The 25,695-nt window shown below is 71.6% G+C and carries 21 protein-coding genes; 10 read left to right on the forward strand and 11 right to left on the reverse strand.

The annotated features are described in order from the left end of the window. Positions 1 to 2: 2 nt before the first annotated feature. Positions 3 to 932 carry an oxidoreductase gene (locus ACFYXA_RS16165; RefSeq protein ID WP_389033014.1) on the reverse strand — a complete coding sequence of 310 codons (930 nt, stop codon included), beginning with the start codon at positions 930 to 932 and terminating at the stop codon, positions 3 to 5. A 177-nt stretch (positions 933 to 1,109) separates the two neighbouring features. Here ACFYXA_RS16165 and ACFYXA_RS16170 point away from each other — a divergent pair, with 177 nt between their 5' ends. Continuing rightward, positions 1,110 to 2,267, forward strand: a complete 1,158-nt coding sequence (locus tag ACFYXA_RS16170) for an alkaline phosphatase PhoX (protein WP_389033017.1) — start codon at positions 1,110 to 1,112, stop codon at positions 2,265 to 2,267. Between the two features lie 125 nt (positions 2,268 to 2,392). Further along, a complete protein-coding gene (locus ACFYXA_RS16175) occupies positions 2,393 to 2,869 on the forward strand; it encodes an excalibur calcium-binding domain-containing protein (RefSeq protein WP_389033020.1) in 477 nt (158 codons plus the stop codon). Between the two features lie 155 nt (positions 2,870 to 3,024). Here ACFYXA_RS16175 and ppdK read toward each other — a convergent pair whose 3' ends face one another. Next, positions 3,025 to 5,772, reverse strand: coding sequence for a pyruvate, phosphate dikinase (gene ppdK / locus ACFYXA_RS16180; protein WP_352245043.1), 2,748 nt, complete (start codon positions 5,770 to 5,772; stop codon positions 3,025 to 3,027). Positions 5,773 to 6,388: 616 nt separating this feature from the next. Here ppdK and ACFYXA_RS16185 point away from each other — a divergent pair. Next, positions 6,389 to 8,506 (forward strand): CDP-alcohol phosphatidyltransferase, encoded by a 2,118-nt coding sequence (locus tag ACFYXA_RS16185; protein WP_389033022.1) that lies wholly within the window; start codon positions 6,389 to 6,391, stop codon positions 8,504 to 8,506. 19 nt (positions 8,507 to 8,525) lie between these two features. On the opposite strand, the gene dusB is transcribed toward ACFYXA_RS16185, so the two are convergent. Further along, the gene (gene dusB, locus ACFYXA_RS16190) at positions 8,526 to 9,815 is read right to left on the reverse strand and encodes a tRNA dihydrouridine synthase DusB (protein ID WP_389033025.1); all 1,290 of its coding nucleotides are present in this window, start codon (positions 9,813 to 9,815) and stop codon (positions 8,526 to 8,528) included. A gap of 65 nt (positions 9,816 to 9,880) precedes the next feature. On the opposite strand from dusB, the gene ACFYXA_RS16195 reads away from it, so the two are divergent. Then, positions 9,881 to 11,332, forward strand: coding sequence for an MFS transporter (locus tag ACFYXA_RS16195; RefSeq protein ID WP_389033027.1), 1,452 nt, complete (start codon positions 9,881 to 9,883; stop codon positions 11,330 to 11,332). A 22-nt stretch (positions 11,333 to 11,354) separates the two neighbouring features. Here the strand turns inward: ACFYXA_RS16195 and ACFYXA_RS16200 are convergent, their stop codons facing one another. Next, complete coding sequence (locus tag ACFYXA_RS16200; protein WP_389033030.1) at positions 11,355 to 12,251, reverse strand: helix-turn-helix transcriptional regulator; 897 nt, start codon at positions 12,249 to 12,251, stop codon at positions 11,355 to 11,357. 102 nt (positions 12,252 to 12,353) lie between these two features. On the opposite strand from ACFYXA_RS16200, the gene ACFYXA_RS16205 reads away from it, so the two are divergent. Beyond that, entirely contained in the window at positions 12,354 to 13,796 is a 1,443-nt protein-coding gene (locus tag ACFYXA_RS16205) for an MFS transporter (RefSeq protein WP_389033033.1), read from the forward strand. An 18-nt stretch (positions 13,797 to 13,814) separates the two neighbouring features. Here the strand turns inward: ACFYXA_RS16205 and ACFYXA_RS16210 are convergent, their stop codons facing one another. The 3 genes from ACFYXA_RS16210 to ACFYXA_RS16220 form a co-directional block, all read right to left on the reverse strand. Continuing rightward, entirely contained in the window at positions 13,815 to 14,411 is a 597-nt protein-coding gene (locus ACFYXA_RS16210) for a TetR family transcriptional regulator (protein ID WP_352245048.1), read from the reverse strand. Between the two features lie 25 nt (positions 14,412 to 14,436). Continuing rightward, positions 14,437 to 15,447: an aldo/keto reductase gene (locus ACFYXA_RS16215; protein WP_389033037.1), complete on the reverse strand. Its 1,011-nt coding sequence runs from the start codon at positions 15,445 to 15,447 to the stop codon at positions 14,437 to 14,439. Positions 15,448 to 15,621: 174 nt separating this feature from the next. Further along, entirely contained in the window at positions 15,622 to 17,004 is a 1,383-nt protein-coding gene (locus ACFYXA_RS16220; protein WP_389033040.1) for a glycine--tRNA ligase, read from the reverse strand. A gap of 217 nt (positions 17,005 to 17,221) precedes the next feature. On the opposite strand from ACFYXA_RS16220, the gene ACFYXA_RS16225 reads away from it, so the two are divergent. The 4 genes from ACFYXA_RS16225 (at position 17,222) to ACFYXA_RS16240 (ending at position 20,373) form a co-directional block, all read left to right on the forward strand. Then, positions 17,222 to 18,178, forward strand: a complete 957-nt coding sequence (locus ACFYXA_RS16225; RefSeq protein WP_389033043.1) for a metal ABC transporter substrate-binding protein — start codon at positions 17,222 to 17,224, stop codon at positions 18,176 to 18,178. A 17-nt stretch (positions 18,179 to 18,195) separates the two neighbouring features. Further along, on the forward strand, positions 18,196 to 18,987 hold the full coding sequence (locus ACFYXA_RS16230; RefSeq protein ID WP_352245052.1) for a metal ABC transporter ATP-binding protein: 792 nt from the start codon (positions 18,196 to 18,198) through the stop codon (positions 18,985 to 18,987). Then, positions 18,987 to 19,889 carry a metal ABC transporter permease gene (locus tag ACFYXA_RS16235; RefSeq protein ID WP_389033048.1) on the forward strand — a complete coding sequence of 301 codons (903 nt, stop codon included), beginning with the start codon at positions 18,987 to 18,989 and terminating at the stop codon, positions 19,887 to 19,889. Before ACFYXA_RS16230 ends, ACFYXA_RS16235 begins: the two co-directional genes overlap by 1 nt. A 73-nt stretch (positions 19,890 to 19,962) precedes the next feature. Further along, positions 19,963 to 20,373 (forward strand): Fur family transcriptional regulator, encoded by a 411-nt coding sequence (locus ACFYXA_RS16240; protein WP_130436866.1) that lies wholly within the window; start codon positions 19,963 to 19,965, stop codon positions 20,371 to 20,373. Between the two features lie 130 nt (positions 20,374 to 20,503). Here ACFYXA_RS16240 and ACFYXA_RS16245 read toward each other — a convergent pair whose 3' ends face one another. Both ACFYXA_RS16245 and recO read right to left on the reverse strand, forming a co-directional pair. Next, positions 20,504 to 21,340 carry an isoprenyl transferase gene (locus ACFYXA_RS16245; protein ID WP_352245054.1) on the reverse strand — a complete coding sequence of 279 codons (837 nt, stop codon included), beginning with the start codon at positions 21,338 to 21,340 and terminating at the stop codon, positions 20,504 to 20,506. A gap of 24 nt (positions 21,341 to 21,364) precedes the next feature. After that, a complete protein-coding gene (recO, locus tag ACFYXA_RS16250; protein ID WP_351091170.1) occupies positions 21,365 to 22,111 on the reverse strand; it encodes a DNA repair protein RecO in 747 nt (248 codons plus the stop codon). A gap of 208 nt (positions 22,112 to 22,319) precedes the next feature. On the opposite strand from recO, the gene ACFYXA_RS16255 reads away from it, so the two are divergent. Next, the gene (locus tag ACFYXA_RS16255; RefSeq protein WP_389033052.1) at positions 22,320 to 23,582 is read left to right on the forward strand and encodes an MFS transporter; all 1,263 of its coding nucleotides are present in this window, start codon (positions 22,320 to 22,322) and stop codon (positions 23,580 to 23,582) included. Between the two features lie 55 nt (positions 23,583 to 23,637). Here the strand turns inward: ACFYXA_RS16255 and ACFYXA_RS16260 are convergent, their stop codons facing one another. Both ACFYXA_RS16260 and ACFYXA_RS16265 read right to left on the reverse strand, forming a co-directional pair. Next, positions 23,638 to 24,552: a DUF6879 family protein gene (locus tag ACFYXA_RS16260; protein WP_352245056.1), complete on the reverse strand. Its 915-nt coding sequence runs from the start codon at positions 24,550 to 24,552 to the stop codon at positions 23,638 to 23,640. Positions 24,553 to 24,719: 167 nt separating this feature from the next. After that, on the reverse strand, positions 24,720 to 25,694 hold the full coding sequence (locus ACFYXA_RS16265) for an SCO2521 family protein (protein ID WP_352245057.1): 975 nt from the start codon (positions 25,692 to 25,694) through the stop codon (positions 24,720 to 24,722). Between the last annotated feature and the right edge of the window lies 1 nt (position 25,695).

The raw sequence follows: 25,695 nt of genomic DNA on the forward strand, positions 1-25,695 counted from the left end.
GGCTACGCCTTGAGCCCCTCGAACCGCACCCCCGTGAGCCGCTCCGACTCCGTCCACAGCCGTTCGCCCGCCCGGTCCTCCAGGGTCCAGGGGGCCCGCCACGACGGTCCGGGCGCCCCGCGCCACATCGCGCGGGACGGGCCGGTGAAGGAGTCGGGGCGCACGCCGGGCGCGGTCGCGGCGTACAGGGTGGGCAGAGCGCCCTCCTCGGCGGACTGCGCGAAGACGCGGTTGCCGGCCTCCACCAGCCGTTCGGCGCGCCGGCGCCCCTCGGCGCGGACCCCGGCGGTCTGGAGGTTGGTCGCCGCGTACCCGGGGTGCGCCGCCGCCGCGGTCACCTCGGCGCCGGCCGCGTCGAGCCGTCGGGCCAGTTCGTGGGTGAAGAGCAGGTTGGCGGTCTTGGAGCGTCCGTAGGCGATCCAACGGCGGTACCGTCGCTCGCTGTTGAGGTCGTGCGGGTCGATGTTGCCGAGCAGGTGGGCCATGCTGGAGACGGTCACCACGCGCGCGCCGGGCGTGTCGATCAGCGTGGGCAGCAGCAGCCCGGTGAGGGCGAAGTGGCCGAGGTGGTTGACGCCGAACTGCGTCTCGAAGCCGTCGGCGGTGGTGCCGTAGGGCAGCGCCATCACACCGGCGTTGTTGACGAGCAGGTCAAGCCGCGCATGGGGAAGACGGGCCGCGAACTCCCGTACGGAGGCGAGGTCGCCGAGATCCAGCGGCCGCAACTCGACCTCGGCGCCCGGCACTTCACCGGCCAGCCGCTCGACGGCCTCCCGCCCGCGTGACTCGCTGCGGCAGGCCAGCACCACGTGCGCGCCCCGTCGGGCCAGCTCCCGCGCCGTGACGTACCCGATCCCGCTGTTGGCGCCGGTGACGACCGCCGTGCGGCCGGACTGATCGGGGATGTCGCGCGTGCTCCAGGCGACAGACATGAAGATCTCCTTCCGCTGATGCCCCCAGCGTAGGCACGCCCGCCCGTGCGCCCGCATCCCGACACCTCCCCATTACGTCATGTCCACGACACGGCTACCCTGCGCTCCTAGCCTCTCTCACCGCACGACCCCGCCGCCGGCCGGCGGCGGGCCGGTGTCGACACTCCTGGAGCTGACGTGGAACGTCGTACCCTCCTGCGTGCGGCCGTGCTCGGCGGAACCTCCGCCGCGCTCGGCGGAACCCTGTGGCGCGGCGCCGCGTACGCCGCGCCCGCGCAGCCCGGCGCCGGGCCGTACGGGGCGCTCGGCGCTCCGGACGCGAGCGGCATCCGCCTCCCGGCCGGTTTCACCAGCCGGGTGATCGCCCGTTCCGGGCAGACGGTGCCCGGCACCTCGTACACCTGGCACAACGCCCCAGACGGCGGAGCGTGTTACGCCGACGGAACCGGCTGGATCTACGTGTCCAACTCGGAGATCAACCCGTCGGGCGGCGCGAGCGCGGTGCGCTTCTCCTCGACGGGGACGGTCACCTCGGCGTACCGCGTGCTGTCCGGCACCCGCACCAACTGCGCGGGCGGGAAGACGCCTTGGAACACCTGGCTGTCCTGCGAGGAGGTCGACCGGGGGTATGTCTACGAGACCGATCCGTGGGGCGTGAAGGCGGCGGTGCGGCGGGACGCGATGGGCCGCTTCAAGCACGAGGCGGCGGCCGCCGACCCGGTCCGCCAGGTGATCTACCTGACGGAGGACGTCCCCGACGGCTGCTTCTACCGCTTCCGCCCGACGACCTGGGGCGACCTGTCCGCCGGGACGCTGGAGGTGCTGGTGGCGGGCAGCGCGACCAGCGGCCCGGTCCGCTGGTCGCGGGTCCCCGACCCCACCGGCGCCACCGCCACCCGCAACCAGGTGTCCGGCGCCAAGCGCTTCAACGGCGGCGAGGGCTGCTACTACGCCGACGGCACCTGCTGGTTCACGACGAAGGGCGACAACCGTGTCTGGCAGTACGACGCCGCCGCCCAGACCATCGAACTCGCCTACGACGACTCCCTGGTGACGAGCGGCACACCCCCGCTCACGGGCGTGGACAACGTCACCGGCACCGCGTCCGGCGACCTGTTCGTGGCGGAGGACGGCGGCAACATGGAGATCTGCGTCATCACCCCGGACGACGTCGTCGCCCCCTTCCTCCGCGTCGAAGGCCAGTCCCTCTCGGAGATCACCGGCCCGGCCTTCTCCCCCGACGGCACCCGCCTCTACTTCTCCAGCCAGCGCGGCACCTCGGGCAGTTCGTCGGGCGGCATCACCTACGAGATACGGGGCCCGTTCCGCTCATGACGCCAACGGGGCCCGAACACCCTGCCGGTTCACACAATCATCACAACTAGGCCACATCAGCTCCACTTCAATGGATCACGGCTTACCGTCGTCCCCTCAAGCACCAGCCCTGGGGGGACGACACCATGACCAACCCGTACGCCACCGCTGCTCCCGTCCCGCCGAAGTGGGCCCGCAAGCGCTTCGTCCTGCCGGCCCTGGCGCTGGCCCTGTTCGTCGGCGTCGGCATCGGCGCCGGCGACGACGGAAAGGCCGCCTCCGACGCCAAGCCCCTCTCCGCCGAGCCCCGCCCGACGGTGACCGTCACGACGACGGCCACGGCGACGGCCGAGGCGGCGCCACGCCCCGCCACGACCGTGACGGCCACGGCGACGGTGAAGGTGCAGGTCACCAAGACGGTCACCGCGCCGGCACCGGCGAACGACGACACGACGTCCGACGACCAGGGCACCTCGGGAGGCTCCGGAGGTTCCGGCGGCGCCGACGTGTACTACGCCAACTGCACCGAGGCCCGGGCCGCCGGCGCCACCCCCCTCCACCCGGGCGACCCCGGCTACGACCGCCACCTCGACCGCGACGGCGACGGCTCGGCCTGCGAGTAGCAGCCCCCGAAGCCCGGCCCACACAACACAAGAGGGCGACACCCCCGCACAGGGTGTCGCCCTCCTCTTGCGTGCCGGAGCCGCCGCGATCGGTGCTGAGGGTCGGGGACCGCAGCGGCTCCGGGGTCTGGCGGGGCCCTCAGGGCCCCGGCGGGTCAGCGGTGGTCGCTGCCCGTGGACTGGGTGGCCGCCCGGCCCGCTTCCAGGCGGGCCACCGGGATGCGGAACGGGGAGCAGGAGACGTAGTCCAGGCCGGCCTCGTGGAAGAAGTGCACCGACTCCGGGTCGCCGCCGTGCTCGCCGCAGACGCCGAGCTTGAGGTCGGGGCGGGTCGCACGGCCCGCCTCCGCCGCCAGCTTGACCAGCGAGCCCACGCCGTCCTTGTCGATCGTCTCGAACGGGGAGACGCCGAAGATGCCCTTCTCCAGGTAGGCCGTGAAGAACGAGGCCTCCACGTCGTCGCGGGAGAAGCCCCACACCGTCTGGGTGAGGTCGTTCGTGCCGAAGGAGAAGAACTCCGCCGCCTCGGCGATCTGACCCGCCGTGAGCGCGGCGCGCGGCAGCTCGATCATCGTGCCGATCGCGAGCTTCAGCTCGGTGCCCGTGGCCTCCTGCACCTCGGCGATGACCTGGTCGGCCTCCTCCCGCACGATCTCCAGCTCCTGGACCGTGCCGACGAGCGGGATCATGATCTCGGCGCGCGGGTCGCCCTTGGCGTTGCGGCGCTCGGCCGCCGCCTCGGCGATGGCGCGGACCTGCATCGTGAACAGGCCGGGGATGACCAGGCCCAGCCGTACGCCGCGCAGACCCAGCATCGGGTTCTGCTCGTGCAGACGGTGGACGGCCTGGAGCAGGCGCAGCTCGTTCTCGTGGGGCTCCTGACGGGACTCCGCCAGGGCCACGCGCACCGACAGCTCGGTGATGTCGGGGAGGAACTCGTGCAGCGGCGGGTCCAGGAGGCGGATCGTCACCGGGAGGCCGTCCATCGCCGAGAAGAGCTCGACGAAGTCCTTCTTCTGCAGCGGGAGCAGCGCCTTCAAGGACTCCTCGCGCTCGGCCTCCGTGTCGGCCAGGATCAGCCGCTCGACCAGCTCACGGCGGTCGCCGAGGAACATGTGCTCCGTGCGGCACAGGCCGATGCCCTGGGCGCCGAAGCGGCGGGCGCGCAGCGCGTCCTCGGCGTTGTCGGCGTTGGCGCGGACCCTCAGGCGGCGCTTGCGGTCGGCGAAGGCCATGATCCGGTGGACCGCCTCGACCAGTTCGTCGGCGTCATGGGCGCCGGCGTGCATCCGGCCCTCGAAGTACTCCACGACCGGGGAGGGGACCACCGGGACCTCGCCCAGGTAGACCTTGCCGGAGGAGCCGTCGATGGAGATGACGTCGCCCTCCTCCACCACGTGGCCGCCCGGCACGGTCATCCGGCGGCGCTTGGTGTCGACCTCGAGCTCCTCCGCGCCGCAGACACAGGTCTTGCCCATGCCGCGCGCGACGACGGCCGCGTGGGAGGTCTTGCCGCCGCGGGAGGTGAGGATGCCCTCCGCCGCGATCATGCCGTCGAGGTCGTCGGGGTTGGTCTCACGGCGGACCAGGATGACCTTCTCGCCCGAGCGGGACCACTTGACGGCGGTGTACGAGTCGAAGACCGCCTTGCCGACCGCCGCGCCCGGTGAGGCGGCGATGCCCCGGCCGACCTGCGCGATCTTCGCGTTCTCGTCGAAGCGGGGGAACATCAGCTGGGCGAGCTGGGCGCCGTTGACGCGCTGGAGCGCCTCCGCCTCGTCGATGAGCCCCTGGTCCACGAGCTGCGTCGCGATGCGGAAGGCCGCGCCCGCGGTGCGCTTGCCGACGCGGGTCTGGAGCATCCACAGCTGGCCGCGCTCGATGGTGAACTCGATGTCGCAGAGATCCTTGTAGTGGTTCTCCAGGGTCTCCATGATCTGCATCAGCTGGTCGTACGACTTCTTGTCGATCGACTCCAGCTCCGCGAGCGGGACCGTGTTGCGGATGCCGGCGACGACGTCCTCGCCCTGGGCGTTCTGCAGGTAGTCGCCGTAGACGCCCTGGTGGCCGGAGGCGGGGTCGCGGGTGAAGGCGACGCCGGTGCCGGAGTCGGGGCCGAGGTTGCCGAAGACCATGGAGCAGACGTTGACGGCCGTGCCGAGGTCGTGCGGGATGCGCTCCTGGCGCCGGTACAGCTTGGCGCGGTCGCCGTTCCACGAGTCGAAGACGGCCTTGATGGCGAGGTCCATCTGCTCGCGCGGGTCCTGCGGGAAGTCCCGGCCGGCCTCGGTCTTGACGATCTTCTTGAACTTGGTGACGAGCTTCTTGAGGTCTGCCGCCTCCAGCTCGGTGTCGACGGTGACCTTCTTGGCCGCCTTCGCCGCCTCCAGCGCGTCCTCGAACAGCTCGCCGTCGACGCCGAGGACGGTCTTGCCGAACATCTGGATGAGGCGGCGGTAGGAGTCCCAGGCGAAGCGGTCGTCGCCGGCCTGCTTGGCCAGGCCCTGGACCGACTTGTCGGAGAGGCCGATGTTCAGGACGGTGTCCATCATGCCGGGCATGGAGAACTTGGCGCCCGAGCGGACGGAGACGAGGAGCGGGTCGTCGGCCTGGCCGAGCTTCTTGCCCATCTTGCCCTCGAGGGCCTCGAGGTGCGCGCTGACCTCGTCACGCAGTGCCACCGGCTCCTCGCCACTGTCGAGGTAGACCTTGCAGGCCTCGGTGGTGATGGTGAACCCGGGCGGGACCGGCAGGCCCAGGTTGGTCATCTCGGCGAGGTTCGCGCCCTTGCCACCGAGGAGGTCCTTGAGGTCCTTGTTGCCCTCGGTGAAGTCGTAGACGAACTTCACGCTCTCAACGGTCGCGGCCTGATCGGCTACCGGGAGATCTTTGTTTTCCGACACGGGTCTCGACTCCTCGAGGACGCGGTGGCTGCCCTGACGGCCAGGAACATACCCAGATCGAAGGCTTCTGGGTACGTCCACTTGCGCGTCATGCGCCCGTAACCGGTCGCCCGCCACGGGATCGAAAGTCAAAGCTGGGCAAGCGTTGAGCAGCCTATGTTTTCACTTCTTGAACGCAAGCCTTTCGACGAGCCCCGCAAAACGCTCATCTGAGCAGCTTGCGCCACGCTTGATTTCGATCGATGAACGATCAGAGGGTGGCACTCAGTGCCAGTCCTTGAGGAAGTGCATCCGCTCATGATCCGCTCATCTGAGCGCTGCACCTATCAAGGGTGGCGAGAATCACGCTGCCACGGCCGGGCGCATTTCACCATCCGGACGACGCGCCGAAGTCGCCTGCGGACGGGAATCATGCTCGGCGGCGGACCCGTCGGCGCTGATCACGGCGGTGGACGGGGCACGGAGGGACTTGGCGGGGCGTTTGCACGGTGTTTGCCCGCCGCTGGCCGTGCGGGGTGAACACCGGCCTGGAGCAAGCCGTACGAAAGGTGGCGGATCCCATGGCCCCCTGTCGGGTCCGCCGATCCACCCGGCTTCGTACGGAAGGACCTCTCGGGTGCCCGCCTCCACACGCTCTCGCCACCTGCAAGACCCGAAGGAACCCGAGGACCCCGGGACGACCACTGAGCATCCCGGGACCACTGAGAAGCCCGAGAACGCCGAGACCCTCGGGAACTCCGAGAAGCCCGAGGCCGCCGGGAACACCGAGAAGCCCGAGGCCGCCGGGAACACCGAGAAGCCGGAGACCGCCGGGAACACCGAGAAGCCGGAGACCGCCGGGAACACCGAGACCTCGCCTGACGCCGGGAACCCCGAATCGTCGCCCGACGCCCAGCCCGGGAAACCCCGGGTCCCGCGGGACGCCGAAACGCCGGAGAGCGACGAGCCCACCGGGACCTCCGAGCCCACCGAAACACCCGCGGCTTCAGCGAGCGCCGAAGACGCCGAAGACGCCGAAGACGCCGAGAACGCCTCCCGGAAGTCCCACCCGCCCTCCCTCCGGTCCCGTCTCGCGCACTGGCGCTCCTGGCGGGGCCGGCATCCGCGTGCCGCGCGTGCCCTGCGCTGGACGGCGACGATCCTGTCCGCCGTGCTCGTGCTCGGCGCCCTGCTGCTGCCGAACCAGCTCCAGATGCTCCGCACGGACCAGTTCCTGCGGCTGCCCGGCGAGGCGATCATCGCGGCGGCGCTGCTGCTGGCGCTGCCGCGCAAACCCCGGGTGGCGGTCGCCGCCGCCGGCGGGGCGGTCCTCGGGGCGCTGACCGTGCTGAACCTGCTGGACATGGGGTACGCCGAGTACCTCGGCCGCACCTTCAACCCGATCCTGGACTGGGGCCTGCTGGACGACGCCCAGTCCTACGTCGCCGACTCGATGGGCGAGGCGGTCGCCGTCGGCGCGGCCGTCGGCGTGGTGCTGCTGGTGGTGGGGCTGTTCGCCTCCATGGCGCTGGCCGTGGTGCGGCTGGGCAACCTGCTGGCGGACCACCGGCAGACCGCGACCCGGGCCACGCTGGCCGCGGGCACGGTGTGGATGACCTGCTCGGCCCTCGGGCTGCAGTACACGGGCGAGCCGATCGCTCAGGACCGGGCCGCGACCGCCCTGACCGACAAGGCCAGGGAGGTGCGCAAGACCCTGCGGGACGAGGCGGCCTTCGAGAAGGAGACCCGCGTCGACGCCTTCGGGAACACGCCCCCGGCGCAACTGCTGCCCGACCTGCGCGGCAAGGACGTGATCTTCACGTTCATCGAGAGCTACGGCCGGGTCGCCCTGACGGACCCGGAGATCTCACCCGGTGTGGACCGGGCCCTGGACGCCGGCCAGCAGGCGCTGACGAAGGCCGGTTACCGCGCCAGGAGCGGCTGGCTGAAGTCCTCGACGTTCGGCGGCGGCAGCTGGCTCGGGCACTCGACCACGATGTCGGGGCTGTGGATCGACAACCAGCAGCGCTACCGCACGGTGATGAACAGCGACCATCTGAGCCTGACCAAGGCGTTCGGCAAGACCGGCGCCTGGGACACGGTCGGGATCATGCCGGGTGTGCAGAAGGCCTGGCCGGAGCAGCGGTACTACGGCCTGGACAAGGTCTACAACGCCTTCCAGATGGGGTACCAGGGGCCGGCGTTCAGCTGGTCGACCATGCCCGACCAGTACGCCCTGGAGTCGTTCCAGCGTCTGGAGCACGGCAAGGACCGCGCCAAGCCGCTGATGGCGGAGATCATCCTGACCTCCAGCCACCAGCCGTGGGCCCCGGTGCCGGAGATGGTCGACTGGAAGGACCTCGGCGACGGTTCGGTCTTCGACAGCATCGAGAAGAAGGGCCAGAAGGCCTCCGAGATCATCAACGACTCCGGCAAGTCGCGTGTGGCGTACGGCAAGTCGGTGGAGTACTCGGTGACCGCGCTGACCCAGTGGCTGGAGCGCTACGGCACCGACGACACCGTGCTGGTCTTCCTCGGCGACCACCAGCCGATCACCCGGGTCAGCGGGAACACCTCCGTGCGGGACGTGCCGGTGTCGATCGTGGCGAAGGACCCGAAGGTGCTCGACAAGATCGCCGGCTGGAAGTGGACGGACGGGCTGAAGCCCGCGCCCGACGCCCCGGTGTGGAGGATGGACTCGTTCCGCGACCGCTTCCTGAGGGCGTACGGCTCGACGCCGCATCCCACGAAGTGAGCGGCCGCGGCCCGGCCGGTCAGCCCCCGGACGTGTCCAGTTCCGCGTCCTCGCCGACGCCGGCGCAGTCGTAGGGGTCCTTGAGCCAGCCGTCCGGCAGCACCACCCGGTTGTTGCCGGAGGTCCGGCCCCGGGGCCCGTCGGCGCCGGCGGGCCAGGGCTGGTCGAGGTCCAGTTCGTCGAGTCCGGCGCGCAGTTCGGCCAGCGAGGAGGTGATCGCGAGCCGCCGCCGCATCTCGGAGCCGACGGCGAAGCCCTTGAGGTACCAGGCGACGTGCTTGCGGAAGTCGACGACGCCCTTGGACTCGTCGCCGATCCACTCGCCGAGCAGGCCTGCGTGCCGCAGCATGACGTCGGCGACCTCGCGCAGGGAGGGGCGTGCGATGTCCTCGGTCCGGCCCTCGAAGGCGGCGACGAGGTCCGCGAACAGCCACGGCCGGCCCAGGCAGCCGCGCCCGACGACGACGCCGTCGCAGCCGGTCTCCCGCACCATCCGCAGCGCGTCCTCGGCGGACCAGATGTCGCCGTTGCCGAGGACGGGGATCTCCGGGACGTGTTCCTTCAGCCGGGCGATGGCCTCCCAGTCGGCGGTGCCGCCGTAGTGCTGGGCGGCCGTGCGGCCGTGCAGGGCGATGGCGGTGACGCCCTCCTCGACGGCGATACGGCCGGCGTCGAGGTAGGTGATGTGGTCGTCGTCGATGCCCTTGCGCATCTTCATCGTCACAGGGAGGTCCCCGGCGCCGCTGACCGCCTCGCGCAGGATGGCGCGCAGCAGGTGGCGCTTGTACGGCAGGGCCGAGCCGCCGCCCTTCCTGGTCACCTTGGGGACGGGGCAGCCGAAGTTGAGGTCGATGTGGTCGGCGAGGCCCTCCTCCGCGATCATGCGGACGGCCTTGCCGACGGTCGCCGGGTCGACGCCGTACAGCTGGATCGAGCGCGGCTTCTCGGTCGCGTCGAAGTGGATCAGCTGCATGGTCTTCTCGTTGCGTTCGACCAGCGCGCGGGTGGTGATCATCTCGCTCACGAACAGGGCCTTGAGGCCGCCGTCGCCGCCCTTCGCCTCGCCTCCGGCGAAGCCTTCGTCTCCGGCGAAGCCCGCTGCGCCTCCGGTGGAGCTCTCGTCTCCGGTGGAGCCTCCCCCGCCGGCCGGGCCTTCGGCCCCGAAGCCCGCGCCTTCGGCGAAGTGCCTGCACAGGGTGCGGAAGGGGGCGTTGGTGATGCCGGCCATCGGGGCCAGCACGACGGGGGTCCGGACGGTGTGCGGGCCGATCTGCAGCGTCGTGTTCTTGGTGGGCGCGGTCGTGGGCATCCCCCCATTCTCACCCACCGCATGGCGGGACGACGATATTCATTAGTTAGGCGTACTATGCATGCATGCCCGAGCTCAGCCACCGCCGACGTCTGCTCGTCCTCGCGATCTGCTGCATGAGCCTGCTGATCGTGAGCCTGGACAACACCGTCCTCAATGTGGCGCTGCCCGCCGTGCAGCGCGACCTGCACGCCTCCACCGCCGGTCTGCAGTGGACCATCGACGCGTACACACTGGTCCTGGCCGCGCTGCTGATGCTCGCGGGCTCCACCGCCGACCGGATCGGCCGCCGGAAGGTGTTCCTGGCGGGCCTGGTGCTGTTCTCGGCCGGGTCCCTCCTCTGTTCCCTCGCCCCGAATCTGGAGCTGCTGATCGCGGCACGGATGGTGCAGGCCGTCGGCGGGTCGATGCTCAACCCGGTCGCCATGTCGATCATCACCAACACCTTCACCGACCCCCGCGAGCGCGCCCGCGCGATCGGCGCGTGGGGCGCTGTCGTCGGCATCTCGATGGCGGCGGGCCCGCTGGTGGGCGGGGTGCTGGTGGAGTCCGTCGGCTGGCGCTCCATCTTCTGGCTCAACCTGCCGGTCGGCCTCGCCGCCCTGCTGCTCACCCTGCGCTTCGTCCCCGAGTCCCGGGCCCCCAAGGCACGCCGCCCCGACCCGGTCGGCCAGTTGCTGGTCATCGCCCTCTTCGGCTCGCTGACGTACGCGATCATCGAGGCGCCGACGGCCGGGGCCGCCACCAGCCTGCCCTTCGGGGCGGTCGCGCTGGCCGCCCTGGCCGGGCTGCTGCGCTACGAGCCCCGGCGCGAGGAGCCCCTCATCGACCTGCGGTTCTTCCGGTCGGCGCCGTTCACGGGGGCCACGGTGATAGCGGTCAGCGCGTTCGCCGCGCTCGGCGGCTTCCTGTTCCTGTCGACGCTCTACCTGCAGAACGTGCGTGGTCTCGACGCCCTGCACGCCGGTCTGTGGATGCTGCCGATGGCGCTGCCCACGTTCCTGTGCGCGCCGCTGTCCGGGCGGCTCGTCGGCAGTACGGGACCGCGGCTGCCGCTGCTCGTCGCCGGGGCGGCGATGACGGCGAGCGCGGTGCTGTTCGCCGCGTTCGACGCGGAGACCTCCGACGCCACGCTGTTCCTCGGGTACGCCCTGTTCGGCATCGGCTTCGGATTCGTCAACGCGCCGATCACCAACACGGCGGTGTCCGGCATGCCCCGCGCCCAGGCGGGCGTCGCCGCCGCCGTCGCCTCGACCAGCCGTCAGCTGGGGCAGACCCTCGGCGTCGCGGTGGTCGGCGCGCTGCTGGCGGCGGGCGTCGGGAGTTCCTCGTACCGGGAGGCGTTCGTGTCCGCCGCGACGCCGGGGTGGTGGGTCCTGACCGCCTGCGGGCTCGCCGTCCTCACCGTCGGCGCGGCCACCACGGGCCCCTGGGCCCGCGGCACCGCCGAACGGGCCGCGGCGCAGTTGGACGCCGAGGAGATCAAGGAGGCGGTGGGCGCACCGGGCCCCCGCTGAGCGGACCGGCCCGGCCCGGCGCTCACGCCGCCGGCACGGCGGGCGCCTCGCGGCAGGCGATCTCGTGCAGCAGCTCCAGCCGCCGCCTCGACTCCTCGTCCACCGGCGTGAACGTCACCATCCGCGCGCCCTGTTCGGGCCGGAGCCAGAGATCGACGTGGTGCAGGGTGAGCGGGCCCACGTGGCGGTTGACGAAGTACTTGGTCCGGCTGCGGGCGCTGACGACCTCGTAGCGCTCCCAGTTCTCACGGAACTCAGGTGACTCCGTCTGGAGCCGCTTGACCAGCATCTTCCAGGCCGGCTCGGTGAGGTGGCCGGCCATCGCGGCGCGCAGCTTGGCGGCCATCAGCCGCATGGTCTCCTCCAGGTGGACGGCGGTCGCGCGCCAGTCGGGGTGGGTGTGGACGAGGAGCATGCAGTTGCGGTCCTCGGGCGGGATCGCGTCGAGGTCGCCCATGAGGCGGGCGTAGGTGCGGTTGTAGGCGAGGATGTCGTAGCGGCTGTTCTGGACGCAGGCCGGGAAGGGTTCGAACTGGCGCAGCGTCTCGCGCAGGGCGTCGCTGACCCCTTCGCAGGCCGCGGTGGGCGCCGGATCGGTGGCGGCGGCCAGCTGGAAGAGGTGGGCGCGTTCGCTCGCGTCGAGCATCAGGGTGCGGGCCAGGGCGTCCAGGACCTGTACGGAGACCTGGATGTCGCGGGCCTGTTCGAGCCACGTGTACCAAGTGACCCCGACCGCGGAGAGCTGCGCCACCTCCTCGCGCCGCAGACCGGGGGTGCGCCGGCGGGCGCCGCGCGGCAGGCCCACCTCTTCCGGGGTGATCCGCTCGCGGCGGCTGCGCAGGAAGGCCGCCAGCTCGTGGCGGCGGATCTCCGCGCCGCCCTCCGTGCGTCCGGCCGTGTCCTGGACCATCGTCGTCATGCCTCCAGCCTGCCGCCCCGCGGATCCTGGTTCCAGGTACCGCTGCTACCAGGATAAGGAGACTCTGGTACCCCTTTGGGGGGCGGGAGCAGGCTCGGCCCCGTGACTGACACTCTGACCACGACACCTTCGGCCGCGCCACGGTCGGCCCATGGCGCGGATTCCCGTGCGCTGGGCCCGCTGGGACTCCTGACCGTCCTGCTGGGCGCGGCCCTGCCCCTCATCGACTTCTTCATCGTCAACGTCGCCCTCCCCTCGCTCGCCGCCGACCTCTCCGCGAGCGAGTCCGTCCTCGAACTCGTCGTCGCCGGCTACGGGGTGGCGTACGCCGTCCTGCTCGTCCTCGGCGGGCGGCTCGGCGACCTGTTCGGGCGGCGCCGGCTCTTCCTGGCCGGCATGGCCGCCTTCGGTCTGACCTCGCTGGCCTGCGGACTCGCGCCCGGCGCCTGGTGGCTGGTCGCCGCCCGGGTCGCGCAGGGCGCGGCGGCCGCCGCGATGGTGCCGCAGGTGCTGGCCACCATCCAGGCGGCCACCGAGGGTCCGCGCCGGGCCCGGGCGATGAGCCTGTACGGCGCGACCGCCGGCCTGTCGATGGTGGCGGGCCAGATCCTGGGCGGCGTCCTGGTCGCCGCCGACATCGCCGGCGTCGGCTGGCGCTCGGTGTTCCTGGTGAACGTGCCCGTCGTGGCCGTCGGCCTGGCGCTGGCCGTGCGCAGCGTCCCGGAGACCCGCTCGCGGCGCCCGGAGCCGGTGGACGGCCCCGGCACGGCGCTGCTGGCCGTGACCCTGCTGACGCTGCTGGCCCCGCTCACCGAGGGCCGGGCGGCGGGCTGGCCGCTGTGGACGTGGCTGTCGCTGGCCGCGTCCCCGCTCGCGGCGGCCGCCTTCGTCGCGGTGGAGCGCCGGGCGGACCGGCTCGGCCTTACGCCGCTGGTGCCGCCGAGCCTGTTCGCGCTCACCACGCTGCGCCGAGGGCTGATGATCATGGCGCCGCTCGCGATCGGGTTCAGCGGGTTCATGTTCGTCCTGGCGGTGGCCCTCCAGGAGGGGGCCGGGCTGGGGCCGGTGCGGGCCGGACTGTCGCTCGCGCCGATGGCGGTGGCGTTCTTCGCGGCCTCGCTCGCCGGGCCCCGGCTGGTGGCCCGCTTCGGCGCCCGGGTGGTGACGGCGGGTGCGGTGGCGCAGTTCGCCGGCGTGGGCCTGATCATGGCGGCGGTGTGGCAGGGCTGGCCGGAGCCGGGGTTCCTGGCGCTGCTGCCGGGCACGGCGGTGGCGGGTGCGGGGCAGGCGCTGCAGTTGCCGGTGGTGATGCGGATCGTGATGTCCGAGGTGCCGCCGGACCGTGCGGGCGTCGGCAGCGGTGTCATGGTGACGACGCAGCAGGCCTCGCTGGCCCTGGGCGTGGCCACGCTGGGCACGCTGTTCCTGTCCCTGGCGCCGGGATGGGGGATGCGGGACGCGATGCTGGTGACGCTGGCCGTCCAGCTCGCCGCGATCGTCCTGACCGGGCTGCTGAGCCTGCGCCTGCCGCGCGGGGTGCGGTGAGCGGAGGCCGCTGGGGGCTCAGGCTGCTCGCAGGGCTCTCAGCAGGAGGTCCACCAGGGCGGTGAAGTCGGCGTCGGCTTCCGGGCGTTGCCAGACCTTGGCGTAGCCGGGGTCGTGGAAGCGGGCGGTGGCGTGGAAGACGGTGCGGGCCTCGGCCGCGGGGTCGGCGGCGGTGAAGACGCCGGCGGCGACGCCCGCCTCGATGATCCGGGTGAGCTGTCCGGTCAGCTCGGCCAGGTGCTCGCCGACCACCGCGCCGGTCTCGCCGGTCAGCACCTGGTAGGTGGCGAACAGCTCGGGATCGTCGCCCGCCTTGCGGCGCTTGGCCTCGAAGAGGGTCGCCAGCCAGACGCGCAGCCGGGTCTGCGGGTCGCGCCCCTCGTCGGCGGCGATGCCGGCGAGGTCCTGCGAGGCGCGGTCCAGCCAGCGCTTGGTCACCGCCTCGCGCAGCGCCGCCTTGGTGCGGAAGTGGCGGTAGACGCTGCCGTGGCTGACGCCGAGCGCGCGGGCCACGTCCACCACGGTGGCCTTGGCCGGGCCGTGGCGGCGCAGCACCTCCTCGGTGGCTTCGAGGATGCGCTCGGCGGTCAGGGTCTCGGAGGTCTGCGGTGCCATGCTCCGACCGTACCGGGAGGCCGGATCAGCGTTCGCTGTCGAGGTGCGCCATCGCGGCCGGCGCGTACCGCTCGCCGGCGGCCGCGTCGGCCGGCACGGCCGCCTCGATCGCCGCGAGGTCGTCCGCGTCGAGGACGACGTCCAGCGCGCCCAGCGACTCCGTCAGCCGCTCCCGGGTGCGGGCGCCGATCAGCGGGACGATGTCCTCGCCCTGGGCCAGCACCCAGGCGATGGCGATCTGGGCGACGGAGACGCCCTTCTGCTCGGCGATCTTCCGCAGCGACTCCACCAGGGTCAGGTTGTGCCGCAGGTTGTCGCCCTGGAAGCGGGGCGAGTGGGCGCGGAAGTCGTTCGCTGCGAGCTGCCGGTCGGCCGAGAAGTGCCCGGAGATCAGGCCCCGGGACAGCACTCCGTAGGCGGTGACGGAGATGCCGAGCTCGCGGAGGGTGGGGAGGATCTCCCGTTCGATGCCGCGGGTGATCAGGCCGTACTCGATCTGGAGGTCGGCGATGGGGGCGGTGGCGGCGGCCCTGCGGATCGTCTCGGCGCCGACCTCGCTCAGGCCGATGTGGCGGACGTACCCCTGCTCGACGAGTTCGGCGATGGCGCCGACGGTCTCCTCGATGGGGACGTCCGGGTCGAGGCGGGCGATGCGGTAGACGTCGATGTGGTCGACGCCGAGGCGCTGGAGGGAGTAGGCGGCGAAGTTGCGCACGGCGGCCGGGCGGCCGTCGTAGCCGGACCAGGCGCCGTCCGGGCCGCGCAGCGCGCCGAACTTCACGCTGGTCAGGGCCTGTTCACGGCGGGCGGCGGGCGCGGTGCGCAGGGCCTCGCCGATGAGCAGTTCGTTGTGGCCCATGCCGTAGAAGTCGCCGGTGTCGAGCAGGGTCACGCCGGCCTCCAGGGCGGCGTGGATGGTGGCGATCGACTCGGTGCGGTCCGCGTCGCCGTACAGCGCCGACATGCCCATGCAGCCGAGGCCGAGGGCGGAGACGCGGGGGCCGGTCGTTCCGAGGATGCGGGTGTCAAGGGTCATGGGATCCAGCCTGACATGACAGCTGACAGATTTCAATATCTGTCAGCTGTCACCAGACCTCCGCGCCGACACCTTCACCCCACGCCGGACATGTCCCGAATGACCGAAGGCCCCGGTTCCGAAACAGAACGTTCCGGAACCGGGGCCTTCACAGCCCGATCGAGGCGATACGCGTCAGCAGCCGACCAGACGGCTCGCGAGGTAGCCCTCGATCTGGTCCAGCGACACGCGCTCCTGCTTCATGGAGTCGCGCTCGCGCACCGTCACCGCGTTGTCCTCGAGGGTGTCGAAGTCGACGGTGACGCAGTACGGCGTGCCGATCTCGTCCTGGCGGCGGTAGCGGCGGCCGATCGCGCCGGCGTCGTCGAACTCGATGTTCCAGTTCTGGCGCAGCGCCTGGGCGAGGCCCTTGGCCTTCGGGGACAGCTCCGGGTTGCGGGAGAGCGGGAGCACCGCGACCTTCACCGGGGCGAGACGGTGGTCCAGGCGCAGCACCGTGCGCTTCTCCAGCTTGCCCTTGGCGTTGGGGGCCTCGTCCTCGACGTACGCGTCCAGCAGGAACGCCAGCATCGCGCGGCCGACGCCGGCCGCCGGCTCGATGACGTACGGCGTCCAGCGCTCCTGGGCCTCCTGGTCGAAGTAGGAGAGGTCCTGGCCGGAGGCCTTCGAGTGGGCGCCGAGGTCGTAGTCGGTGCGGTTGGCGACGCCCTCGAGCTCGCCCCACTCGTTGCCGCCGAACTGGAAGCGGTACTCGATGTCAGCGGTGCGCTTGGAGTAGTGGGAGAGCTTCTCCTTCGGGTGCTCGTACCACCGCATGTTCTCCTCGCGCAGGCCGAGACCGGTGTACCAGTTCCAGCGCTGCTCCATCCAGTACTCCTGCCACTGCTCGTCCTCGCCCGGCTTGACGAAGAACTCCATCTCCATCTGCTCGAACTCGCGAGTGCGGAAGATGAAGTTGCCGGGCGTGATCTCGTTGCGGAAGGACTTGCCCATCTGCGCGATGCCGAACGGCGGCTTGCGGCGCGAAGTGGTCTGCACCTGGGCGAAGTTGGTGAAGATGCCCTGGGCGGTCTCGGGGCGCAGGTAGGCGACGGAGCCGGAGTCCTGCGTGGGGCCGAGGTGGGTGGAGAGCAGGCCGGAGAACTGCTTGGGCTCGGTGAAGGTGCCCTTGTTGCCGCAGTTGGGGCAGTTCAGGTCCGCCAGGCCGTTCTCCGGGAGGCGGTTGTGCTTGGCCTCGTAGGCCTCCTCCAGGTGGTCCGCGCGGAACCGCTTGTGGCAGGAGGTGCACTCGGTGAGGGGGTCGGTGAAGGTGGCGACGTGGCCCGACGCGACCCAGACCTCGGGGGCCAGGATGACGGACGAGTCGAGGCCGACCACGTCCTCGCGCGACGTCACCATGTCGCGCCACCACTGGCGCTTCAGGTTCTCCTTGAGCTCGACACCCAGCGGTCCGTAGTCCCAGGCGGCGCGCTGGCCGCCGTAGATCTCACTACAAGGGAATACGAAGCCACGGCGCTTGCTCAGGCTGACGATGGTGTCGATCTTGTCGGCGGCCACGGTGCTCTCTTCATAACGACGACGAATACTGACGGGTGCGGCGCGTAGCGCCTCGATGAGGGGTGGTGGTCGGGAGACGGGCGGGCGAAGCGAGATGCTTCCAGCGAATGCTTCAGCGTACCGGCGGTTCCTGCCCCTCAATCAAATCGGTCCACTGCTCAGACCGTGACGAACCGCTTGTTGACAACGGTTTCCATCATTGTTGAAAATGACTGTCATGAACGTACGACGCCTCATACCGGGCACCGCGGTCGCGGCGGCCACCGCCCTCGGCCTCACCGCCCTCACCGCCTGCTCCGGCCAGAGCGCCGCGGCGGGCAACACGGACAAGTTCGACGTCGTCGCGTCGTTCTACCCGATGGCCTTCCTCGCCGAGCGCATAGGCGGCGGCCACGTGCACGTCAGCAGCCTCACCGGGCCCGGCCAGGAACCGCACGACCTGGAGCTCAGCACCCGGCAGCGGGTCCAGGTCGAAGAGGCCGACGCGCTCCTGTACCTCAAGAACCTCCAGCCCGCCGTCGACGACGCGGTGGCCCAGTCCGAGGTCAAGACGAAGATCGACGCCGCGAAGCTCACCACGCTGGAACAGCACGGCAGCGAGGTCGGCGGCCACGCGGCCGAGCACGACCACGAGCACGGCGGGGAGGAAGCCGGCCTCGACCCCCACATCTGGCTCGACCCGGTCAGGTACGCCGAGGTCGCCAAGGGCGTCGGCGCGGCCTTCGAGAAGGCCGACCCCGGCCACGCGGCCGACTACAAGAAGAACACCGCCGCCCTCGTCTCCGAACTGGACGCCCTGAACACACAGTTCAGGACCGGCCTCGCGAACACCCGGACCAAGGTCTTCATCACCACCCACGCCGCCTTCGGCTACCTCGCCGAGCGCTACGGCCTGACCGAGGAGGCCATCAGCGGCCTCGACCCCGAGTCGGAGCCGAGTGCCGCCCGCGTCCGCGAACTTGAGAAGATGGCGAAGGCCGACGGCGTCTCGACCGTGTTCTACGAGACCCTCGTCAGCGACAAGACCGCCAAGACCGTCGCCAAGGACGCCGGACTGAGGACGGACGTCCTCGACCCGATCGAGGGCATCACCAAGAAGTCCCGCGGCGAGGACTACTTCGCGGTCCAGAAAGCCAACCTCAAGGCGCTGCAGACGGCCCTGGGAACCAAGTGATCTCTACGGAGGGCGTCATGGACACTGGCGTCACAGAGGGCGAACGCGAGCCCGTCATCACCCTCGAAGGGGTCCGCGCCGAACTGGGCTCACGCCCCGTCCTGCGCGGCATCGACCTGACCGTACGGCGCGGCGAGGTCGTCGCGCTGCTCGGCGCGAACGGCTCCGGCAAGTCCACCGCCGTGCGCACCGTCATCGGCCAGGTCCCGGTCACCGCCGGCCGGATCGAGCTGTTCGGCGCCGACCGCGGGCGTTTCCGCGAGTGGCGGCGCGTGGGCTACGTACCGCAGCGCACCACCGCCGCCGGCGGCGTCCCCGCCACCGTCACCGAAGTCGTCTCCTCGGGCCGGCTGTCCCGGGCCCGCTTCGGCATCCTGCGCAAGGCCGACCACGAGGCCGTGACCCGCGCCCTGGATCTCGTCGGCATGGCCGACCGGGCCAAGGACTCCGTGAACGCCCTCTCCGGCGGCCAGCACCAGCGGGTGCTGATCGCCCGCGCGCTCGCCGCGGAACCCGAACTGCTGATCATGGACGAGCCGATGGCGGGCGTCGACCTCGCCAGCCAGGAAGTCCTCGCCAGGACCCTGGAGAAGCAGGTCGCCCAAGGCGCCACGGTCCTGCTCGTCCTGCACGAACTCGGCCCGCTGGAACCCCTCATCGACCGCGCCGTCGTCCTGCGCGACGGCTGCGTGACCCACGACGGCCCGCCCCCGCGCGCGGTCGGCCAGCACGCCCTGCCCGGCCACGACCACGTACACCCGCACGCGCCGGCGGGCGCCGAACCGATCCGCACGGGACTGCTGAGCTGATGGACTTCCTGAACTACGCCTTCATGCAACGGGCGCTGCTCGCCGCCGTCCTGGTCGGCGTCACCGCCCCCGCCGTCGGCATCTACCTCGTCCAGCGCCGCCAGGCCCTCATGGGCGACGGCATCGGCCACGTCGCGATGACCGGCGTCGGCCTCGGCTTCCTGCTCACCTGGTCCCCGGTGTGGATGGCCACCGCCGTCTCCGTCCTCGGCGCGGTCCTCATGGAACTGATCCGCTGGTACGGCCGCACCCGCGGCGACATCGCCCTCGCGATGCTCTTCTACGGCGGCATGGCCGGCGGCGTGATGTTCATCAACCTCGCGCCGACCGGCTCCAACGCCAACCTGAACTCCTACCTCTTCGGCTCCCTGTCGACCGTGTCGGAGTCCGACGTCACCGCGATCTGCGTACTCGCCGCCTTCGTCGTCCTCGTCACCCTGGGCCTGCGCCGGCACCTGTTCGCCGTCAGCCAGGACGAGGAGTTCGCCCGGGTGACCGGACTGCCGGTGCGCGCCCTGAACCTGCTGGCCGCGGTCACCGCCGCCGTCACGGTGACCGTCGCCATGCGGGTCGTCGGGCTCCTGCTGGTCTCCGCGCTGATGGTGGTCCCGGTCGCGGCGGCCCAGCAGCTCACCCGCAGCTTCACGGCGACGTTCGCCGTCGCCGTGGCCATCGGCGTCACCGTCACCATCGGCGGCACCATCACCTCGTACTACCAGGACGTCCCGCCCGGCGCGACGATCGTGCTGCTCACCATCGGCGCGTTCATCGCCCTGACCGCTCTCGCCGCCCCGCTCGCCCGACGACGCGCCCGCGCGGCCGCCGCCGCCCAGCCCGCCGGGGACCCCGCGGAGTGCGCGATTCCGGCCACCCGTGAGGCGGGCGACGGCATCGGCGTCTGACCGCGCCCGGCCCGGGCTGGCACAATGGCCCGGCAAGCCGCAGACGTGAACCGAGCCAACGGAGGAGGCAACGGTGACGACCGCTGGACCGCCCGTGAAGGGCCGCGCCACCAGGCAGCGTGCCGCAGTGGCGGCGGCGCTCGACGAGGTCGAGGAGTTCCGCAGCGCGCAGGAACTCCACGACATGCTCAAGCACAAGGGCGACTCGGTCGGGCTCACGACGGTCTACCGCACCCTCCAGTCCCTCGCCGACGCCGGCGAGGTCGACGTCCTGCGCACCTCCGACGGCGAGTCCGTCTACCGCCGCTGCTCCAGCGGCGACCACCACCACCACCTCGTCTGCCGCAGCTGCGGCAAGGCGGTCGAAGTCGAGGGCCCCGCGGTGGAGAAGTGGGCGGAGGCCATCGCCGCGGAGCACGGGTTCGTGAACGTGGCGCACACGGTGGAGATCTTCGGGACCTGTGCGGAGTGCTCCGCGGGTTGAGCCGTGTTCTTGTGCGGGCGTTCGGGGCGCGGTGCCTGGGGGCTGTGCCCCCAGACCCCCCTTCGGCCCTGGACGGGCCTCGTCCTCAGACGCCGGACAGGCTGGTGGGCCCAGGCCCGGTCGGAGAGTGCTACTCCCCTTGCCTGCCCTCCATGGCGAGGAGCTCCTCGTTGGGGATGGCTCCGCCGAAGCGGCGGTCTCGGGAGGCGTATTCGATGCAGGCGCGCCACAGGTCGCGGCGGTCGAAGTCGGGCCACAGGACGTCCTGGAAGACCAGCTCGGCGTACGCGCTCTGCCAGAGGAGGTAGTTGGACGTGCGCTGCTCGCCGCTGGGCCGCAGGAACATGTCGACGTCCGGCATGTCCGGGTAGTACAGGTACTTCTGCAGCGTCTTCTCGTTAACCTTCGACGGGTCGAGACGGCCCGCCTTCACGTCCTGGGCGAGGGCCTGCGCGGCGTCGGCGATCTCGGCGCGGCCGCCGTAGTTCATGCAGAAGTACAGGGTGAGCCGGTCGTTGTCCTTGGTCTGCTCCTGGGCGATCTGGAGCTCCTTGGCGACCGACTTCCACAGCTTGGGCATACGGCCCACCCAGCGCACCCGGATGCCCAGTTCGTCGAGCTGGTCGCGGGTCTTGCGGATGAAGTCGCGGTTGAAGTTCATCAGGAAGCGCACCTCGTCGGGCGAACGCTTCCAGTTCTCGGTGGAGAAGGCGTACAGGGAGATGTTCTTCACACCGATCTCGATCGCGCCCTGGAGCACGTCGAGCACCCGCTCGGCGCCGACCTTGTGCCCCTCGGTACGGGGCAGACCGCGCTCCTTCGCCCAGCGGCCGTTGCCGTCCATGACGATCGCCACGTGCTCCGGAACCAGCTCACCGGGGACCTTCGGCGCGCGGGCGCCGGACGGGTGCGGTTCCGGCGCCTTGTACTCCCGACGCTGCCGCCCCAGGAACCCGCGTACCACCATGTGTGTCTTCTCTCCTCTAGCCGCTTACTTCTCTACGTACCGAAGGGAGCGCAGACCGCGCTCCATGTGCCAGTGCAGGTAGGCGGAGACCAGTCCGCTGCCCTCCCGGACGTGGCGTGCCTCGCACGCGTCCGCCGTCTCCCAGTCTCCCGTGAGCAGCGCGCCCAGCAGTTCCAGGGTCTGCGGCGAGGGTACGACGCTGCCGGGGACCCGGCAGTCGGCGCAGACGGAACCGCCGGAGGCCACGGAGAAGAACCGGTTCGGGCCGGGCATGCCGCACTTGGCGCAGTCGCCGAAGCTGGGCGCGTAGCCGTTGACGGCGAGCGAGCGCAGCAGGAACGCGTCGAGGACGAGGTGGGGGGCGTGCTCGCCCCGGGCCAGCGTCCTCAGGGCGCCCACGAGCAGCAGGTACTGCTGCACGGCCGGCTCGCCCTCGTGGTCGGTGAACCGCTCGGCGGTCTCCAGCATGGCGGTGCCGGCGGTGTAGCGGGCGTAGTCGCTGACGATGCCGCCGCCGTACGGCGCGATGGTCTCGCTCTGCGTGCACAGCGGCAGCCCGCGGCCGACCAGCTCGCTGCCCCGCGCGAAGAACTGCACGTCCACATGCGAGAACGGCTCCAGCCGCGCCCCGAACTTCGACTTGGTCCGCCGCACCCCCCGAGCGACCGCCCGCACCCGCCCATGCCCCCGAGTGAGCAACGTGATAATTCGGTCGGCCTCGCCGAGCTTCTGGGTGCGAAGCACGACGCCGTCGTCCCGGAACAGGCTCATCGCGCACCGCCGCAGGCCTGCTGGGGGTGCGGGGGTCGCCCCCCGCAATGACGCAGCATGATGCGGTCGGCCTCGCCGAGCTTCTGGGTGCGAAGCACGACGCCGTCGTCCCGGAACAGGCTCATCGCGCACCGCTGTCGAACAGGCTCATGGGTTCATTCTCGCCCATGCCGGGAGGGGGGTGGGCGGGCACCGTAGGATCGCCCGGGTGGTGCGGTGGGCGCTGGGGCGCGACTTCGGGTGGCTGTGGGGGGCGTACGCGGTCAGCGCGTTCGGGACCCGGCTGGCGTTCGACGCGTTCCCGCTGATCGCCGTGCTGGTGCTGCACGCCGGGCCGGCCGAGGTGGCGGCGCTGGCCGCGGTGGGACCGGCGGTCGGGGCGCTGCTGGCGGTGCCGCTCGGGCCGTGGGTGGAGTTCCGGCGGAAACGGCCGGTGATGATCACGGCGGACCTGGTGCGGTGCGCGGTGCTGCTGAGCGTGCCCGTCGCCTACTGGCTGGGCGGGCTCGGCGTCGGCCAGTTGCTGCTGGTGTCCGCGGTCGTCGCCGCGGCCGACATCTCCTTCACCGCGGCGAGCGGCGCCTTCCTGAAGTCGCTGCTGCCGCCGGAGCGCCTCCTCGCCGCCAACGGCCGCTTCGAATCGACGAGTTGGACGGCCACCATGCTGGGCCCGCCCCTGGGAGGCGCCGCGATCGGCCTGTTCGGCCCGGTCGTGACCGTCGTGGCGGACGCGGTCAGCTATCTCATGTCGGCGGCGGGCCTGCGGGCGATCCGGGCGCGCGAGCCGGCGCCGGCCCGGGTGACCGCGGCGCGGGACGGGCAGCGGCTGCGCGCCGGGGACCTGCTCGCCGGCTGGCGGCACCTGTTCGCGCATCCGGTGCTGCGGCCGCTGTTCCTCAACGCCGCGCTGGTCAACGGGCTGATCATGGCGGCCTCGCCGCCGCTGGCCGTCCTGATGCTGGGCCCGCTGGGCTTCGCGCCCTGGCAGTACGCGCTGGCCTTCGCCGTGCCCTGCGTCGGCGGGCTGATCGGCTCCCGGCTGGCGCCCCGGCTGGTGGCCCGCTACGGCCGCCGGCGGGTGCTGCTCGGTACGGGGGTGCTGCGCGCGTGCTGGTCGCTCGGGCTGGCCTTCGTCGGGCCGGGCGTCGCCGGGCTCGCCCTGGTGATGACGGTGGAGCTGGGACTGATCGCCTGCGCGGGCGTGTTCAACCCGGTCCTCGCCACCACCCGGCTGGAGCTGACCCCGACGGACCGGGTGGCCCGTACGCTGTCGGCGTGGTCGGTGGGGACCAAGGCGAGCGTGGCGGCCCTGACCGCGCTGTGGGGCGGCCTGGCCGCTCTCACCGGGCCGCGCACCGCGATCGCCCTCGCGGGCGCGCTGCTGCTGGCGACACCGCTGCTGCTCCTGGCCGTACGGCACGCGGAGACGGCAGCGGACCGGGCGGCCGCCGGGATCACCGAGGCCGCCTGACCCCGGCGCCGCGGCCGGACCGGTGGGACCGGGCCCGGCCGGGCGTCACCGGCGGTCAGTCCGGGTCGGGGCCGCCGCTCCTGACCCGTACCTGGCCGGGCAGGCCGTTCGGGGAGTTGGCCGGGTCGGCGGCGTCCCACAGCAGGTTGAACCGGCGGCGCAGGGGCTCGACCTCGTTCGCGCGGGCGTTGATCGTGGTGGAGGAGTTCACGCTGAGCTGGTCGGCGTGGATCTCGTACGTCAGCGCCTCGTCGAACACGATGAAGTCGATCATCTTGCCGCGCCGGAAGTACGGCGGGAGCTCCTCCAGCGCGACCACCCGCACGTCGATCCCCATGTCCCGCTGCTCGGCGCAGATCGGCCCCAGGGCGGAGATCTCCTCGGGCCGTTTGACGATGAACAGCCGCCGCACCCGGATACGGCGCTCGGGGTCGAGGATCGCCTCCCGCTGGGCGGTGAGGTAGCGGCCGGCGGGTTCGGTGTTCCAGAAGCTGTCGTCGACGACGGTGGTGCTGATGGCGTCGATGCTCTTGCGGGTGCACCGGGTGAGGGTCATGAGCCAGTCGTGGTTCTCGCCGGGGCACTCGGCGACGAGGTTGGTGAAGTCCTCCATCTGCGCGGCCAGTCGGTCGATCTCGGCGTGCGCGAACGCGTGCAGGATGTCCGGGCCCATGGAGACGACCTTGGTGGCGTGCTCGGCGAGCCGGGGCACGCCGTCGCCGCGCAGCTTCTCCACCTCGTTGAAGAGCTTGGTGGCCTTGCCGATGTCGGCGAACCTCTTGTCCACCGAGTCCTTGACGGCGTTCATCTGGTTCACGAAGGACACGAGGAACTGCACGATCAGCACGATGCCGCCGCACAGCACGGACAGCACGAGCTGCCACGGGCCTTCCTCGTCGGCTCCGAGGACGTTGGTGAGCAGGTAGACCACACCGCCCACCACCACGGTGACCAGGAGTTTCTGGGTCACATGCCGAGCGCCTTCTAACGTGTGCGCCGGAGCGTTCATCTCTCTTTCTCCCCCCGTCGGGATCATGCGCGGACCGGTGCCGTGGTGCCTTCCCTTGCTGCTGTGCTGCCGTACGGGCTGTGCTGTCGTACGGGCTGTGCGGTGGTACGGGCTGTGCCGTGGTGGCGTCAGGGTGTGCTGAGCGCGTCGCCGCGTTCCTCGCGGCTGATGAGGTTCTGCAGGGCGAGCTGGTCGCGGATGCGCTGGGCCAGGGTGGTCCACTGTCTGCTGAACCCGGGGTTCTTCTCCAGCTCCTCCCAGGGGGTGGTCAGCGCGCGGTCGACGCGGGCCCTCGGCATCCACAGGTGCAGCAGGTGGTCGACGAGCGGGCGCAGCACCTTCAGCGCGGCCTTGCGGTCGTCGGAGCCGAGCCGCAGGCCGTCGAGCTTGTCGGCGACGGTCGTCAGCAGCCAGTCGTGCAGGGCGAGGTCCTCGCACAGGCCGGCCACCGCCGCGGGCTCGGTGCCGGGCGGCAGCCGCAGCTCCACGACCCGCAGTCCGTCGCCGGCCTCGGTGAAGTGCAGGGACGCCTCCTCGCCCGCGGCGGTCGGGGACGCCGTCCAGCGCAGGCTGGTGTCGGCGGTGGTGAGCGGGGCGTCGTGGTCGAGTTCGTGCCGCCGGGAGATCCGCGCCAGCAGGCTCTCGGCGATCGAGCCGACGTCCAGCTCGCCCTGCCGGCTCCCGGTGAGGAAGCCCTCCCGGACCGACTTCTCGGGGAGCCGGCCGACGGGGACGAGGGAGCCCGGCCGGACCAGGTAGTAGCCCCAGGGCTGGCGCCGGTCGGGCCCCTCCGCCGGGAGGGAGAAGGACGCCGTCGACTGCAGCACCCGGCCCTCGACGAGCGCCGCGCGGGCGGTCACCGTGCCGACGGCGCGGATCCGGGCGCCGGTGGCGGTGGGCAGCCGGCAGTCCACGCCGGTGAGGACGTCCGGGGAGACGGCGTGCCGGTTGGGACGGCGGGACAGCCGGACGCGTTCGTCGGCGCGCAGGCGCAGCAGCCCCTCCGCTGCCCGCTCGTCCACCGCGTCACGGTTGGGCAGCAGACAGGTCCGCACCTCGCCGCAGGCCAGGACGGGCCCCGTGGTCGTGCCCAGGCCGCTCATG

Source organism: Streptomyces sp. NPDC002566, from assembly GCF_042889585.1.
GTDB lineage: Bacteria > Actinomycetota > Actinomycetes > Streptomycetales > Streptomycetaceae > Streptomyces.